The sequence below is a fragment of the Listeria kieliensis genome (assembly GCF_003369925.1).
GTDB classification, from domain to species: domain Bacteria; phylum Bacillota; class Bacilli; order Lactobacillales; family Listeriaceae; genus Listeria; species Listeria kieliensis_A.
Genome location: NZ_LARY01000002.1, coordinates 405,166 through 419,928 on the forward strand (window position 1 = coordinate 405,166; position 14,763 = coordinate 419,928).

A 14,763-nucleotide genomic window follows, 5' to 3' on the forward strand; every position below is an offset into this window, starting at 1 on the left:
CAGTGAATGCCATCTTTTTTAAACCTTCATCTAATATGTATGCATAACATGTATACAATAGCACAAACTAAAATATTTGTCTGTGTCGAATTTGTGAATTTATTAGCTTTAGGATCACACAAGCTTGCAATTCTTTAACGAAAAAAGATACCCGCCCGTAAGCGAGTATCTTCATCTTCTATTCTTTCACTTCGTACAATGATTGAAGTGGCATCATGATAATGCGGTTCAAATCATTAATAATTGTGCTCATCCCTTGTTCTTTTTCCATCAAGCCAAGAATCAGTTCATTTTGTTGAACTTCATCAGCAACTTTTTGTGCGCGATCAATCGTTTCATCATCAATATCTTGACCCGTCATTTGTTTTTCTTGAATTGTGATTTGAATCTCACGAAAACGATCAAACTTTTCCTTTGCTTCCGCATCTTCTGTCACTTTTTTATAAGCTTCTTCTAGGCTTTTAAATTCGTCTGTTTCACGAATTCCACGTTCTAAGCCGTGCGCTAAATCATAAATATTTTCGCTCATTAATAAAATCCTCCACAAGTTAAAATTTATTCTTCTCTAACTATAACAAAACTATGGCTTAGATGCTACCTTTAGATCCATAACGTCAGAACGCCTTGCACAATTCCAATCACACCACCAAGAATTCCACCCAAATAAGTAATCATTTTGAGTTCTTTTCCGGAAATACTGATGACAATCTGTTCCATTTCATGAAGTGAAAAAGTAGCAATTTGGGATTCGATTAGCACAGCAATTTCTAATCGGTTGAACAAGTCGGTGCTGTGACTTGAGGCAAACGCAAGCAAGCGCTCCACAATATACGGAATAAGGTGCCCTGTAATTTGCTCTTCATATTTCGCTAAATTCTCTTGAATCGGTCGATTCAACCATTTTTCATTTTCTAGAAAACACCGCGCTTCATACCCAACTTGCCGCAAAAAATCTTCTTTCTTCTTAGGTGAAACCAGTTCGCCTAAATCGCTCTCAAGTAACGCTTGATACTCCGTGATCAACAAATTTTCAAGTGTTTCTTTCATTTCAGGGCGCTTTAATAGCTTTTCCAGTTCTCGCTGTGCTTTTTCCGTTAATGCATCCACATTTAAAAACATCTTGGCGAAGCTTCCCATTTTACCATGCTCTTCAAAAAAAGTTTCAAGCATCAAATGGATTTGCTTTTTTCCCGCGTCGCTTTGCAAATAATCCGTCGCACGTGCAATCCCCATCTCAGACAAGCCAGCCAGATTTTTCAACAAAAAGACATTTGCCGCATCTGGAATTAGTTTTTCAAGCTTGGTTGTTTCCTTTTCATTTAAAAATCGTTCCGTTTCACTTACAGCTTTATTTGAAACCCAGTCTACCAAGCGCTCCTTGCCATTTTGAAACCCAGCAAATTCCGCGAGCTCAGTAGGGGTTGTTTCTAGCGCCATCTTCTCCTTAAAAAATTCCTGCGCCGTCTCAGTTAGGCCATCACGTAGCCTCTCATCCTGCAGCTTCTTTTGAATCATGTCGCCCGTTAGCAAATGTTCTGTTACGACCTGTCCAATTTTCTGCGCTAACTCATCGCGCCGCTTAGGAATAAGTCCTGGTGTGAAAGGCAACCGCCACTTCCCTAAAAAAATCGCTTTGTACGGTCTAAAAAGCATCCGAATCGCAATAAAATTCGTCATCATCCCAATAAAACCACCAATCACCATCATGATCAGTATTGAAATCCAAATATTCACGCCTGCACCACCTTTTTCAAGTGTTATCATTATAAGCTACCAAGCAGGTAAACGACAACTTTCACGCCCAAAATTCATTCTAAAGTATGACACAAAAAAACCAAGAAAAAATTCTTGGTTCATAGATTCGTCATTTTAAGCGGGTCAACCCATTCATCAAATTCTTCCGCCGTTAAAAAGCCCGATTTCACGGCTTCCGCTCGTAATGTTGTTCCATTTTCATGAGCAGCCTTAGCAATTTGCGCCGCCTTCTCATAACCAATATGCGGATTTAGCGCTGTAACAAGCATCAACGAGTTTTCAAGTTTCTCTTTGATCGCCTGCTCATTCGCTTGAAGCCCATCCAAAGTGTGCATCCGGAACGAACGCATCCCATCACTGAGCAATTTCACCGACTGCAAGAAATTAAAAATAATCACAGGCTTATACACATTCAATTCAAGATTTCCTTGGCTACTTGCCACTTCAATCGTCGTGTCGTTCCCCATCACTTGCGCCGCGACCATCGTTAGCGCTTCACATTGCGTTGGATTAACTTTTCCCGGCATAATCGAACTACCCGGTTCATTAGCAGGAATCGAAATTTCGCCAATCCCACTTCGTGGTCCACTAGCAAGAAAACGAATGTCATTCGCAATTTTCATCAAATCCGCCGCTAAACTTCGCAGTGCCCCATGAACGAAATTAAGCGGGCTGTGGCTCGAAAGCGCAAAAAATTTATTTTCATCCGAAATAAATGGTGCCCCTGTAAGCTTCGCAAGTTCGTGCGCCACCTCATCACCAAAACCAGTTGGTGCGTTAATACCCGTTCCGACTGCCGTTCCGCCAATTGCAAGCGGAAGTAGCTCCTTGCTGCTCTCTTCAATAAAACGCTTCGCTCGACGGATCATCGCTTCATAGCCGCTGATTTCTTGGCCAAGCGTAAGTGGCGTTGCATCTTGAAGGTGAGTCCGACCAATTTTCACAACATCCATAAAAGCTTCCTTTTTCTCTTTCAAAACGCGTTCAAATTTGTCGAGTTCCGGAAGAAGCTCTTGCTGGATTCTTTGATAAGCCGCAATGTGCATCGCAGTCGGAAACGTGTCATTCGAACTTTGCGACATGTTCACATCATCATTGGGATGGATCTTTTGTCCACTTTTTTCACTCGCAACATGCGCCACGACTTCATTCACATTCATATTCGTTTGTGTACCGCTTCCCGTTTGATAAACCACTAATGGAAAATGTTCGTCAAGCTTCCCACTTAAAATTTCATCACATGCTCGTTTGATTGCCTTACCTTTTGCCTCAGAAAGCTTTCCCGCCGAAACATTTACAACAGCACAAGCCTTCTTTAAAAACGCAAACGCATCAATAATCTCAAGCGGCATTTTATCCGCACCAATTTTAAAATTTCGTAAGCTTCGTTCCGTTTGCGCGCCCCAAAACTTTGAAGCGTCAACAGAAATTTCACCAAACGTATCTTTTTCGATTCTTTCCACACGCCACACTCCTTTTCATTCAGTATAGCATGTTTTTTTAGTGATTTTCAGTTTGAAGCGGTTTTTTCTTCATCACCCAAAAAGCCGCAAAATAAAGCAGCACAATCAACCCAAGTGTCCAAAAAAGACAAACAACAAAGTGATCGAGACCTTTTCCATCTACAAGAAAAGCGACCGCGTTTTGACTTAAATAAGCCGGATTTAACATTTGCCATTTGGTTCCCACCGCCGTGATACTTGTAAGTAAAATCGCAACAACCACAGTAATACTTGCTGAAGCGGCTCCACTTCTAAAACTTGCACTGCATAAAATAAGAAGTCCTACTAAAAATACAAACCAAATGAAATAAACAAAAAAGGCTATCACAAAGGCGCACCCGCATAGGAAGGTTATCGTAAAACCCTGTAAAATCAAGCGTTTACAGGCGGTCAAACAATATTATGTTTGTGATAACTCCCTAGCGAGGGGTAAAGGACACCGATTTTTAGTCGGTGTCCTTCTCTTGTACCACGATAAATATTGTTTACTGCCACAGGGCGTTCATTGAAAAATGGACGCCTATTTTTTATGCCCAAATTCAAATAGAAAGAGGTATGTAACATGAAATATCCCAAAGTGAAAACCCGTCACGATAATACCACCCTGCCCGAAGGCTATGACTGCCGCGACTATGGCGGTGGCGACGTCTGCTGTGATTGCTGTATGCGGTTGGGGCTTCACGGCAACCTGCCCACAGGCCCGGACGACTTCTTTGCCGAAGCTCTCCGGGTGCTGGAAATCCTTGCGGAAGTGCTGGAGGACGACAGGCCGTTCACCGAAGGCGACCTGATCGACGCCATTGAGGAAAACGCTGTGGCCGTCTGCTACGGCGAGAGGTTTTTGGTGTGGGTGCCGCACCACAACCTTGTGGACTTCCTTCACCCCTTGCTGACGGAGGTTTTGGAGAACGAACAGCTCCCCATCCTGCTGGATGAAGGGCTGGCAATGTTTGACCTCACCGAGCTGTGCGAGGTACACGGCATTGACATGGCCGAGGTATACGACGATACCGAGCTTTAAGCCTGCGCCCCCGCAGGCATTTTTCACCTGAAAGGAGTAATGCGTTTCTATGCACAAAGCGAAACTATGGAAAAGGGCTTCGGCCCTTTTCCTTATGGTAGCCATGCTGTTTACCGCCCTGCCTTTGCAGGCATCAGCGGCGGCAAGCTATGGCACATTCAGTTTCCAAAGGGTAGGAGTACCTTATCAGTTTGATAGCAGTTATCCCGCGCCTTTTGGCAATAACCCAAATCTACGCGAATTTTTTGTTTACTATGTCAACCAGAACAACAGCGGCAATTTGAAACAGGCGTATTGTATACAGTACGGCGTGGAAGTTTCTACGGGAAGCCAGCTTTCCCGGCAGGACGACTATAACGAAATGAACGCCGACCAAAAGGAGCTTTTGAACAAAGTCCTGATTATGGGATACAATGAGCAAACCGGCACTAAGTACGGCGGCACTTGGGCAGAGGAAACCATTGCCACGCAAGCTATGGTGTGGATGGTATCTACCGGCCAGTATGGTACAAGCTGGGAAACCCGGCTTGTAGATGCCCTGCTTGCCAACAGCCCCAATGCACGGAGTATCTACAACACCATGCGGAACAACGTGCAGAATTTTTCCACCATTCCCAGCTTTGCCGGGGCAGGCCAATGGACGGCCCCCAGCCATGAGCTGAAATACAACATGGTGAATGGCCGGTATGAATTGACCCTGACCGATACCAACGGCGTTTTAAGCCAGTTTGATTTTGCGGCCAATGGCATTTCATTCACCCGCAACGGCAACCAGCTTACCATATCCACCACAAACGTACTGGAAAATGCGCTGGTTACAGCCTACAAGACCCTGCCCCGTGGGGAATATCCGACGCTGATAAACGGAAGCCCGGAATACTGGACGCACCCCACATGGCAAAACCTTACGTCCATCAACGTGGAGGGAAGCCCCCTGCAAATTCCCGCCGTGCTGAAGCTGTCCACGGAGAAAATCGGCCATATCAATTTGGTGAAGAAATCCGAGGACGGAGTTGTTGGCGGCTTGAAATTCAGGATCACCGGCAATGGCGTTGACAAAACCGTCACCACGGCCAGCGACGGCACGTTTCTGATTGAAAACCTTGTGGCCGGGGACTATTCCATTTCCGAGGTGGACACCCCCAACCGGTATGTAGTGCCAAAGACGCAGGTTGTCACGGTACTGCCGGGCCGTACCACCACCGTGACCTTTGAAAACGTCCTCAAAAAGTTCTATATCTACATTACCAAGACGGACACCGAGACGGGCGCGGCGGCGCAGGGCGACGCCACACTGGACGGGGCCGTGTATGAGATATACGACGCCAGCGGCAATTTGGTGGAAACCATCACCGCCGAGGGCAACGTGGCCCGAAGCTCTTTGCTGGTTTTGGGGACGTACCATGTGTATGAAAAAATCCCACCGAAGGGCTACAACCTGAACGAGAAGCCCGTCACTGTAACAGGCGATTTTGACGGCCAGACGGTAGAGATTGGCCGCGCCGACACCGGCATACAGGACATGGTTATCAAGGGGCAGGTGGTACTTGCCAAGTTTGTGGATAAGCCCCTAACCGGCGACCCCAACGACGGCGGCTTAAAAACCCCGCTGGGCGGCGTGGACTTTACCTTTACGCTGGTGTCCACGGGTGAAGTGGCCTGCACCATCACCACGGACAGCGACGGCTACGCCATCACCCCCTTGCTTCCCTACGGCACCTACCGGGTAGAGGAAGTGAAATCCAGCGCAAACGACGGCTACAGGCTGATTGAGCCGTTTGAAGTCACCATAGACACGCAGGCCAAAATCTACAAGTACATTTTGGAGAATACCGTGTTTGAAAGTGAAATCAAAATCATTAAGAAGGACGCCGAGACGGGCAACACCATCCCGCTGGCCGGTACGACCTTCAAAATCATGGACAGCACCGGCGAATGGGTGGCGCAAAAAATCAACTACCCGACGCCCACCGTGCTAACCGAGTACGAGACGGCGGCAGACGGCACCCTTGTCCTGCCCCTGCCTTTGCCTGCCGGGGACTACTGGCTGTATGAAGTAAAGGCCCCCTATGGCTACACGGTGGCCGACGAGCCTATCCCATTTACCGTTTCCAGCGACAATCAATCCGTCCTGCTGGAAGTGGTGGCCGAGAATATGCCGGTAAAAGGCACCGTCACCATTGAAAAGCTGGGCGAATACCTAACCGGCTTTAGCAAAGCCGAAAATGAAGCCCACGGCGACATTTTCAGCCCGGTTTACAAGGTGAAGGGCGTCCCCGGCACTGTCTATGACATTGTGGCCGTCACCGATATTGTGACGCCGGACGGCACTGTCCGGGCCGAAGCTGGGAGCGTGGTGCAAACCCTTACCACCGGCGCAGATGGCCGGGCCACGTCCGGGGAGCTGTATTTGGGCCAGTACCAGCTTGTAGAGCGTTCTGTGCCTGCTGGCTTTGTGCTGGACGAAAACCCCATCCCCTTTGAGCTGACCTACGAGGATCAGCACACCGCGCTGGTGCCTGAAATGGATTGGCACCAGAATGAACGCCAGAAAGCCCTTGTAAAGCTGAACAAAACCGCCGAAACACTGGAAAACCAAAGCTACAACCCGTACCCGGATATTGTCTTTGGCCTGTACAGCGGCGTGGAGTTTTTGAACAGCAAGGGCGACGTGGTGCTGGCCGCTGACAGCCTGCTTGAAATTATCACGCTGGACGAGGACGGCACCGGCACCATCACAACCGACCTGCCTTTTGCCGTGTACTACGTCAAGGAGCTGGCCGCAGGCAACGGCTACTACCTGAACGGCGAGAGCTACGAATTTACCCTGACCCATGAGGACGTAACCACCCCCGTGGTGGAAATCATTGTGGGCGGCGAGGACGGCATACCCAACGAGCTTATGCGCGGGGCCATCCGTATTACCAAAGCCGTGGAAGGCGACGGCAGTTTGGAGGGCTTTGCCTTCCGTATCGCTGGCACCACCATCAACGGCACCCCCGTGGAAATCGTGGCCGAGACGGACGCCAACGGCGAAATCCATATCCCCGACATGCCGCTGGGCGAGTATGAGGTAACGGAGCTTGCCAATGAGCGCACCGTGGGCTATATTCTGCCCGACAGGCAAACCGTAACCGTGGAGCTGGGCGACCCCGCCGAGCTTGCGTTTGAAAACCTGCTTATCCGTGGCGGCTTCCACCTGCTGAAAGTGGATGCCGACGACCACGACAAGCGGCTGGACGGGGCCGTGTTTGGCCTGTACACCGTGGACGGCGACCTGCTGGACGAGTTTACCGTCGAGGGCGGCGAGTACCAGCGGGACGGCCTGCTGTATGGGGCCTATTACCTGCTGGAGCATGAAGCCCCGGAGGGCTACGAGCTGGCAGACCACCCGTTCATGTTTACCATCAACGAGCATGGCGAGGTTATTGAAATCGTGGCCGAAAATGAGCGAAGCACAGGCGGCGTCCGGCTGGTGAAAACCGACGAGGACGGGAAACGCCTGCGCGGGGCCGTGTTCGAGCTTTACGCCGCGGAGGGCGACGAGCTGGTAGGCACCTACACCAGCAACCGCAAAGGCATAATCACTGTAAACGACCTGAAATATGGCGATTACTACTTTGTGGAAAAATCGGCCCCGGACGGCTTTGTGCTGAATACCGACCCCATCCCGTTTACCATTGACGGCACCACCACCGAGGGCGGCACCGTCCTTGTGGAGCTGAAAGCCACCAATGAATATGCACGGGGCGGCGTCCGGCTGATTAAGGCCGACGAGGGCGGCGAACGCCTACAGGGTGCCGTTTTTGACCTGTTTGCCGCCGAGGGCGACGAGCTGATAGGCACCTACACCAGCAACCGCCGTGGCATCATCAATGTGTCCGGCCTGCTGTACGGCGATTACTACTTTGTGGAAAAATCCGCGCCGGAAGGCTTTGAACTGGACTCCAGCCCCATCAAATTTACCATTGACGCCAAGACCACCAAAGGCGGCAAGGTGGTTGTGGAGCTGACGGCCACCAACAAGGCCACGCCGGAGCCTACAGGCGGCGTCCGGCTTTTGAAGGTGGACGAGGACACCAAAACCACGGGCCTGAAAGGTGCTGTATTTGAACTGTACCGGGGCAATGAGCTGGTAGGCACCTACACCAGCGACGCCAAAGGCGTGATTGAATTGTCCGGCCTGCCCTATGGCGATTACCGGTTTGTGGAGAAAACGGCCCCGCAGGGCTTTGAATTGGACTCCAGCCCCATAAAATTCACCATTGACGCCAAAACCACGAAGGACGGCACTGTGCTGGTGGAGCTGACAGCCACCAACAAGGCCACCCCGGAAGTTACGGGCGGTGTGCGGCTGGTTAAGGTGGACGCGGCCAACAAGGACACCACCCTGAAAGGTGCTGTGTTTGAGCTGTACAGCGGCACCACGCTGGTGGGAACTTACACCACCAACGACAAGGGCGTCATTGAAGTGACCGGCCTTGCCTACGGGGATTACCGGTTTGTAGAGAAAACCGCCCCGGACGGCTTTGAACTGGACACCACCGAGATCAAGTTTACCGTGGACGCCACCACCACAAAGGACGGCACGGTGCTGGTGGAGCTGACGGCCACCAACAAGGCCAAAACCGACACCCCCAGCACTTCCAAGCCTTCCACGTCCAACCCGTCCACTTCCACCACCACGCAGACGGGCAAGGGCGACAGCCCCAAAACCGGCGACACCAGCAACCTGCTTCTGCCCATCATTTTACTGCTGGGTGGTGCCGCTGGGCTGACTGTGGCGTTGGTTAAGCGCAGGAAAACAGTCGGCAAGGGCAAACCCAAGAAATAACCCCACACAAGGGCGTCCGATACACAGGACGCCCTTTCCTTATGCCGATTCGGAAAGGAGCTGATGAAATGGCTGTTTTTCGCGTCGAGAAAAACAAGGGCTACACGGTCATGTCCAACCACCACCTACGCAACAAGGATTTGACCCTAAAGGCTAAAGGGCTGTTATCTCAAATGCTGTCCCTGCCGGAATCGTGGGACTACACGCTGGCCGGGCTGTCCTTTATCAACAAGGAGAGCATAGACGCCATCCGAACTGCTGTGCTTGAGCTTGAAAAAGCCGGGTACATCACACGGCGGCAGGGCCGCGACCCTGTAACCGGGAAAATGGCAGGCATTGAGTATACCATTTATGAACAGCCCCAAAAACCGCCGTCATTGGAAAATCCAATATCGGATAAGCCAATACCGGATAACCCGGCGTCGGCTTCCCCGGCGTCGGAAAATCCAACGGAAATAATTACTGATGAAGTGATTACGGATTTAACAAATACTGATTTATCAAGTACCCATCCATCAATCCATCCTGAAAGCCCGGTTGGGCCACCAGACCCGGAGGACACCGAGATTGATAGAAAGATGGACGCGATAGAGATTTACCGCCAAATTGTGTATGAGAACATTGAATTTGAACACCTGTGCCACAAGTATGACCGGGATCGCCTGACGGAGATTGCCGAGCTGATTGTGGAAACAGTATGTAGCGAGAGAAAGCGCATACGCATTGGGGGCGAGGATAAACCCGCCGAGGTAGTGAAATCGCGGCTTATGAAGCTGGGCCAATTCCACATTGAATATGTATTTGACTGTTTGGAAAAGAACACCACCAAAATCCGTAACATCAGGAGCTACCTGCTCACGACCCTTTACAACGCGCCGCTGACCTCGCCCAACGCGCCGGGCGCATTGTCCGGCAGGGCAACGAAAACAAGGAAGTCCATATTTACCGTTATGTGACGGAGAAAACCTTTGACGCCTACCTGTGGCAAACCGTAGAAAACAAGCAGAAATTCATAGCGCAGATTATGACGTCGCGGACGCCCCTGCGGAGCTGTGAAGATTTGGACGAAACGGCCCTGTCCTTTGCTGAAATCAAGGCCCTGTGCGCCGGGAATCCACTGGTAAAGGAAAAAACCGACTTAGAGCTGGATATACGCAAACTGCGTGTCCTTCAATCCGATTACAAAAGCCAGCACTACAAGCTGGAGGATAACTTGTTGAAGCATTACCCCCGGAGCATAAAGAGCTATGAAAGCAGTAAGGCCCGGCTGGAATCCGACGCCAAGCTGGTGCAGGAGAACACCAAGCCCAATGACAAGGGCTTTTCTCCTATGCAGGTGGGCGGCAAGCTGTACACCGAGAAGGAGGACGCTGGCAAAGCCCTGTTAATGGCCTGTAAGCGGTTGAAGATACCCAAAGGCCAGAACGGTGCAGGCCCGGAAAGCATAGGCCAGTACCGTGGGCTGGAGTTGGAGCTAACGGCCTACAAGTCCTTTTTGAACAATGCCACCGAGTATGAATTGGCCCTGAAAGGCGCAATGACGTACAGGGTGAAGCTGGGCGGCGACGTGTTCGGCAACCTTACCCGTATCAACAATGAACTGGCCGACATACCGGCCCGGATCGAGAACCACCAAGCCGAGCTGGACGACCTACAAAAACAGGTTGCCGCCGCCAAAGCAGAGCTGGCCCGGCCCTTTGCCTACGAAGCCGAGCTGGAACAGAAAGTGGCGCGGCTGGCCGAAGTGGACACCGAGCTTGACCTAGACAAAGACGACGACCCGGAGCTGATGGACGACGACGAGCCGGACGAGGGCGACCCCCCTGACCTGAAAGTGGCCGGGCGGGATGCTGTAGACGACAAGCCCGGTAAAAAGCACGTTGCCAGCACTATGCCGTCCATTTTAGCGCAACTGAAATCCCCGCCGCCTGCCAGCCCCCCACCCGGCAGGGCAAAGGCGGCGACAGACATATCTATTTAGGAAGGAGAATATACAACCATGCCCCGCATGAGTAAGAAAATGAAACAGGAATGGGCATTTTTCATAGGTGCCAACGGCAGGCGGCAGTACAACGAGCTGTGCCGCCATTGCCGCCACGATTGCAAACAGAGCTTCCGGGCCATTGTGCTGGAGTGTCCGAAGTACGAAAGCAAACGGGCCGTGGCCGTTTACCCGTTACATACTTCCAATGCTGTTGTAGGTGTGTAGGGGCCATTTTCTGTAGAGATTAGGGGCGAAAATGCCGGTTTTTTTGCCCTGTATGGCGTCCACCTATAGGCGGTAATGGTTTTCTATTACCACCCCGGAAACCGGAAAAATGTATGGTTTTGGTACACATACGAGCAAAGGCCCCGGCTGTCCCTTTTGGGATGGCCGGGGCCTTTCTGTAAAAAAGCACTTAGTAGACACATTCCCAAAATTGGGATGTGCAATGAAGTTTATAAACCATACCGCTGTTCATATATTTCTTTGGGTATTGGAATAATACAAAATGGATGTCCCGAACAATCAATCAATACTTTCCAATCATTTGATAATTGGCTTTCTGCCTTTTTCGCGCCACACTTTATAGCATGTTCGACTTTTTCTTCAAATTCATCTGCCCTAACGTAAAAATCCATGTGAATCATTTGTTGCTGTTCTGCTTTTTCGGAGGGCCATGTGGGACATCTATAATCAGGATTTTCCTGAAATACCAAAGGTGTTTCCGAATAATCGTCCTTTATTACCGTAATCCATTTTTCTCCCTCATGTATCTGGCTACTTTTAGTCCATCCTAGCATATTTGCGTAAAAATCAGACAATTCTTCAATGTTATCACTGTCTAATACAATTGCTCCTAGTTTCATTGTAAACACTCCTTATTATTTAGTTCCAGTTTATCAGCATATCTCTTAAAGTGAATGTGGTGTGCGATATGCTTACTATTTATATTTTTTTACCGATATAAAAAGCATATCCATAATGCTGTTTGTATTTAGCATATAGCTCTACCTCGTACTGGTTTTCCATTATAAAAGTCTCTACAGTCTTATTTCCAGCATATTTCTTTGAAATAGCTTTTAACGCTTTATCTCGCGGAATAAAATAATTCATCCAGCAAACATCAGGCAATGTGAATGAAGCAACAAACTGAAATCCGGCGGTTTGCATGGCCTTGACATTATGCTCTATTGTATCTATCCCGCTTCCAGAATCTGCCCAAAATTTCTCTGCTTCCGCAGGGCGTTCACGGGTAAACCATGAGGGGCAAGTTACTACAACATAACCATTCTTTTTTAGAAAACCATTCCAATATGTTAATCCCTTTTCAAAACCAATATTATCAATAGCCCCTTCCGACCAAATGAGGTCAAATTCTTCCTTTTGGAAAGAGAGGTTTTCCATCGATCCAACAACACCATTAACTCTATCATCCAAGTTTTGTTTTTTTGCATTGTGGTTCAACATGTTAATGAAATCAGGAAAAAGGTCTACGCCAATAATTTTGCCGGTTAGATTTTGTGCAAGAAGAATTGTTTGCCCACCGCTTCCACAACCTAAATCAGCTACCAGCATATTTTTATCAAGATTGTCCAAGAAACTTAATGCCTTCAAAGTCATTTCAGGGCTACCAGGCCCTTGCCGTTCCAACCCCGTATGAGCTTCAATAACTAAATCAATCATAGATAGTTCTTTATTTGCCATTTCAAATACTCCTTTTGTATTTTCATATTATGTCTAATTCATTTTACCTTACAGAAAACGACAAAAAAAGCGCAGTATTCCTACTGCGCTACAAATAACACCACATTAATAAATGGCACTTGCTCAATCTGTAAGGCAGTTTTGTATAACACAAAACAAAGCAGTATTACTGCTCATTTCATGTCATTAATCTAATTCCTTACAGAACAACCGACACCAAGCACCCCTCACTTTCTTTGTACCAAATATATCATAGTGCTTTCGCTCTGTCAATGTAATCAACATAGTTAAAAGAAAATATAGATGTATTATAAGGTGCGGCGGCTGTCCTCAGTGGACAGTCGCCGCGTTTTTTCTATCTTATGGATTGACAAGCACCACCGGACATTCAACACTTTCAGCAATTTTCTGAATAGATTTTGCTTCTTTTTCTTTGCCATCCGTGACAATTATCATCCGGGTTGCTAAGTCCAGCACCCGGTTATTTGTAAACATGGCCGGTTCATCCTCTGGAGATCCGTGAGCATATTCCCGGCCATTTGATTTTGCAACCAGCTCATAATACTTTGTTCGTTCTTCCTGTGCGTTGTCCCAGCCCGGATAAGGTATCATAACCTCAAAGGTAATTCCTTCTCGCCCGGCAATAGCGTCCAATATGCCGGTGGCATAGTGCAGGCTGGCACTACCCACAACAGCCAGCCAAAAGATTTTGTAGCCCTTCTGTATTGCCGTTTCTGTTTGCTCTTTGACCTTTGCTATTACAGGTTGTACCTGTTCGTCCTTCAGCTCGGCCATGCCGGTCACACCACAAGTAACATCCATAAAATCTGACATCGATTTTCACCGCCTGTTCGTTATTATTATAGCCCAAATTTCATTGTATGCTGGCTCTGTGCTATTATACTTCATTTCAGGCCATTAAACAAGCAAAAGCCTTCATAAAATGAAGCGGTTTGGACAATGCTATAGCTTATAATGAAATCAAAGGTAGGTGATGGTATGGTAGCAGATTTTGAGACACTTGAAATTTTCTTAGACTTTATTGCCACCCGTGTCAACCAGATACGAGAGGGCAAAGTTACTGCTCAAACTATGAGTGAAGAATTAGGGCAGAATAAGGCATATATAAACAAAATTGAGAACAAACGGTCAAAACCTTCCATTGATGGGCTTTACTATATTTTGGATTACCTCAATACACCCGTTAGCGTGTTCTTTGACAAGGATGTTGAAATGCCGAGTGAGTTGGTGGAGCTGATAGAGCTATCCAAAAAACTGACTCCAGAAGAAATGAAACTGATTATTGATATGTGCAAACACTTGAATAAGAATAAAGCATAAATGCGGCTTCCGCAGAGGGGAAGCCGCATCTACTTGATAAGAAAATCCCAGCCGTGTGGCTGGGATTTTTTATGTAACGTAAGTGCCAGACGAAGGCCGGAAAGCCACAATCCGAATAAGCCGGTAAATCGTCAGGAAAAATGTAGTTACAATCCGATAGGCCAGCACCGCCCAGCCAATCAAGGCACCGCCGAGGACGTTTAGTAGCAGTACACCGATTGAACCGGCCACGCTGGAGCCACCACCGGGGAACAACAATACCCGTAGTCTGCCGAAGCCAAAGGGGACGCCAACAACCAATGCACACAGGATCAGCTTGTCGCTACTGTTAGCAAACCAGCCGCTTGCAAACCAATATAAAATATATGCACCCACAAGAGGAAGAATCAGTCTGGAAAAAAGCTCTTTTACAGTTATGGAAATGGCGCACTTTCTACACATGGGCTTATTGAAAACAGAACCGGCAGTAAGTTCCTTGCCACAGCGTTCACACATCATGCTCTCCACTCCTTTCTATAAAACCATTGTATCACAGTAGTAAGTTCTAAATTTATTATACATCATATTATGAAGTTTATCAATGCTTTTGATTGCCTTTTATGCAATTACGCGCTATAATTAA

At 48.4% G+C, this 14,763-nt stretch carries 13 protein-coding genes; 5 read left to right on the forward strand and 8 right to left on the reverse strand.

All coding sequences use genetic code 11. The annotated features are described in order from the left end of the window. Positions 1 to 178: 178 nt before the first annotated feature. From UR08_RS07795 to UR08_RS07810, 4 genes are all read right to left on the reverse strand, one after another. The gene (locus tag UR08_RS07795) at positions 179 to 529 is read right to left on the reverse strand and encodes a YlbF/YmcA family competence regulator (protein WP_115753101.1); all 351 of its coding nucleotides are present in this window, start codon (positions 527 to 529) and stop codon (positions 179 to 181) included. Between the two features lie 71 nt (positions 530 to 600). Further along, on the reverse strand, positions 601 to 1,734 hold the full coding sequence (locus UR08_RS07800) for a DUF445 domain-containing protein (protein WP_115753753.1): 1,134 nt from the start codon (positions 1,732 to 1,734) through the stop codon (positions 601 to 603). Between the two features lie 119 nt (positions 1,735 to 1,853). Continuing rightward, complete coding sequence (fumC, locus tag UR08_RS07805) at positions 1,854 to 3,218, reverse strand: class II fumarate hydratase (RefSeq protein ID WP_115753102.1); 1,365 nt, start codon at positions 3,216 to 3,218, stop codon at positions 1,854 to 1,856. A 37-nt stretch (positions 3,219 to 3,255) separates the two neighbouring features. Then, on the reverse strand, positions 3,256 to 3,585 hold the full coding sequence (locus UR08_RS07810) for a hypothetical protein (RefSeq protein ID WP_115753103.1): 330 nt from the start codon (positions 3,583 to 3,585) through the stop codon (positions 3,256 to 3,258). Between the two features lie 234 nt (positions 3,586 to 3,819). On the opposite strand from UR08_RS07810, the gene UR08_RS07815 reads away from it, so the two are divergent. From UR08_RS07815 to UR08_RS07830, 4 genes are all read left to right on the forward strand, one after another. Then, on the forward strand, positions 3,820 to 4,278 hold the full coding sequence (locus tag UR08_RS07815; protein ID WP_115753104.1) for a hypothetical protein: 459 nt from the start codon (positions 3,820 to 3,822) through the stop codon (positions 4,276 to 4,278). A 49-nt stretch (positions 4,279 to 4,327) separates the two neighbouring features. Further along, the gene (locus UR08_RS07820) at positions 4,328 to 9,112 is read left to right on the forward strand and encodes a SpaA isopeptide-forming pilin-related protein (RefSeq protein ID WP_115753105.1); all 4,785 of its coding nucleotides are present in this window, start codon (positions 4,328 to 4,330) and stop codon (positions 9,110 to 9,112) included. 41 nt (positions 9,113 to 9,153) lie between these two features. Next, positions 9,154 to 10,068: a DUF6017 domain-containing protein gene (locus UR08_RS07825; protein WP_420812323.1), complete on the forward strand. Its 915-nt coding sequence runs from the start codon at positions 9,154 to 9,156 to the stop codon at positions 10,066 to 10,068. 104 nt (positions 10,069 to 10,172) lie between these two features. Next, positions 10,173 to 11,093: a helicase gene (locus tag UR08_RS07830; RefSeq protein ID WP_133296339.1), complete on the forward strand. Its 921-nt coding sequence runs from the start codon at positions 10,173 to 10,175 to the stop codon at positions 11,091 to 11,093. A gap of 458 nt (positions 11,094 to 11,551) precedes the next feature. Here the strand turns inward: UR08_RS07830 and UR08_RS07840 are convergent, their stop codons facing one another. The 3 genes from UR08_RS07840 to UR08_RS07850 all read right to left on the reverse strand — a co-directional run bounded on the left by UR08_RS07840 (position 11,552) and on the right by UR08_RS07850 (position 13,634). Beyond that, positions 11,552 to 11,962 carry a VOC family protein gene (locus UR08_RS07840; RefSeq protein WP_115753108.1) on the reverse strand — a complete coding sequence of 137 codons (411 nt, stop codon included), beginning with the start codon at positions 11,960 to 11,962 and terminating at the stop codon, positions 11,552 to 11,554. 79 nt (positions 11,963 to 12,041) lie between these two features. Next, the gene (locus tag UR08_RS07845) at positions 12,042 to 12,800 is read right to left on the reverse strand and encodes a class I SAM-dependent methyltransferase (protein ID WP_115753109.1); all 759 of its coding nucleotides are present in this window, start codon (positions 12,798 to 12,800) and stop codon (positions 12,042 to 12,044) included. Positions 12,801 to 13,160: 360 nt separating this feature from the next. Next, on the reverse strand, positions 13,161 to 13,634 hold the full coding sequence (locus tag UR08_RS07850) for a hypothetical protein (RefSeq protein ID WP_115753110.1): 474 nt from the start codon (positions 13,632 to 13,634) through the stop codon (positions 13,161 to 13,163). Between the two features lie 165 nt (positions 13,635 to 13,799). On the opposite strand from UR08_RS07850, the gene UR08_RS07855 reads away from it, so the two are divergent. Then, positions 13,800 to 14,141 carry a helix-turn-helix domain-containing protein gene (locus UR08_RS07855; protein ID WP_165849965.1) on the forward strand — a complete coding sequence of 114 codons (342 nt, stop codon included), beginning with the start codon at positions 13,800 to 13,802 and terminating at the stop codon, positions 14,139 to 14,141. A 69-nt stretch (positions 14,142 to 14,210) separates the two neighbouring features. On the opposite strand, the gene UR08_RS13115 is transcribed toward UR08_RS07855, so the two are convergent. Continuing rightward, complete coding sequence (locus tag UR08_RS13115) at positions 14,211 to 14,639, reverse strand: DUF6050 family protein (RefSeq protein ID WP_115753112.1); 429 nt, start codon at positions 14,637 to 14,639, stop codon at positions 14,211 to 14,213. Positions 14,640 to 14,763 lie beyond the last annotated feature (124 nt).

Bases quoted from the DNA above. Each gene is read 5' to 3' on its own strand.
- UR08_RS07840 (WP_115753108.1), bottom strand. From the start codon at position 11,962: ATGAAACTAGGAGCAATTGTATTAGACAGTGATAACATTGAAGAATTG.
- UR08_RS13115 (WP_115753112.1), bottom strand. From the start codon at position 14,639: ATGATGTGTGAACGCTGTGGCAAGGAACTTACTGCCGGTTCTGTTTTC.
- UR08_RS07850 (WP_115753110.1), bottom strand. From the start codon at position 13,634: ATGTCAGATTTTATGGATGTTACTTGTGGTGTGACCGGCATGGCCGAG.
- UR08_RS07795 (WP_115753101.1), bottom strand. From the start codon at position 529: ATGAGCGAAAATATTTATGATTTAGCGCACGGCTTAGAACGTGGAATT.
- UR08_RS07815 (WP_115753104.1), top strand. From the start codon at position 3,820: ATGAAATATCCCAAAGTGAAAACCCGTCACGATAATACCACCCTGCCC.
- UR08_RS07845 (WP_115753109.1), bottom strand. From the start codon at position 12,800: ATGGCAAATAAAGAACTATCTATGATTGATTTAGTTATTGAAGCTCAT.
- UR08_RS07820 (WP_115753105.1), top strand. From the start codon at position 4,328: ATGCACAAAGCGAAACTATGGAAAAGGGCTTCGGCCCTTTTCCTTATG.
- UR08_RS07855 (WP_165849965.1), top strand. From the start codon at position 13,800: ATGGTAGCAGATTTTGAGACACTTGAAATTTTCTTAGACTTTATTGCC.
- UR08_RS07825 (WP_420812323.1), top strand. From the start codon at position 9,154: ATGCCGATTCGGAAAGGAGCTGATGAAATGGCTGTTTTTCGCGTCGAG.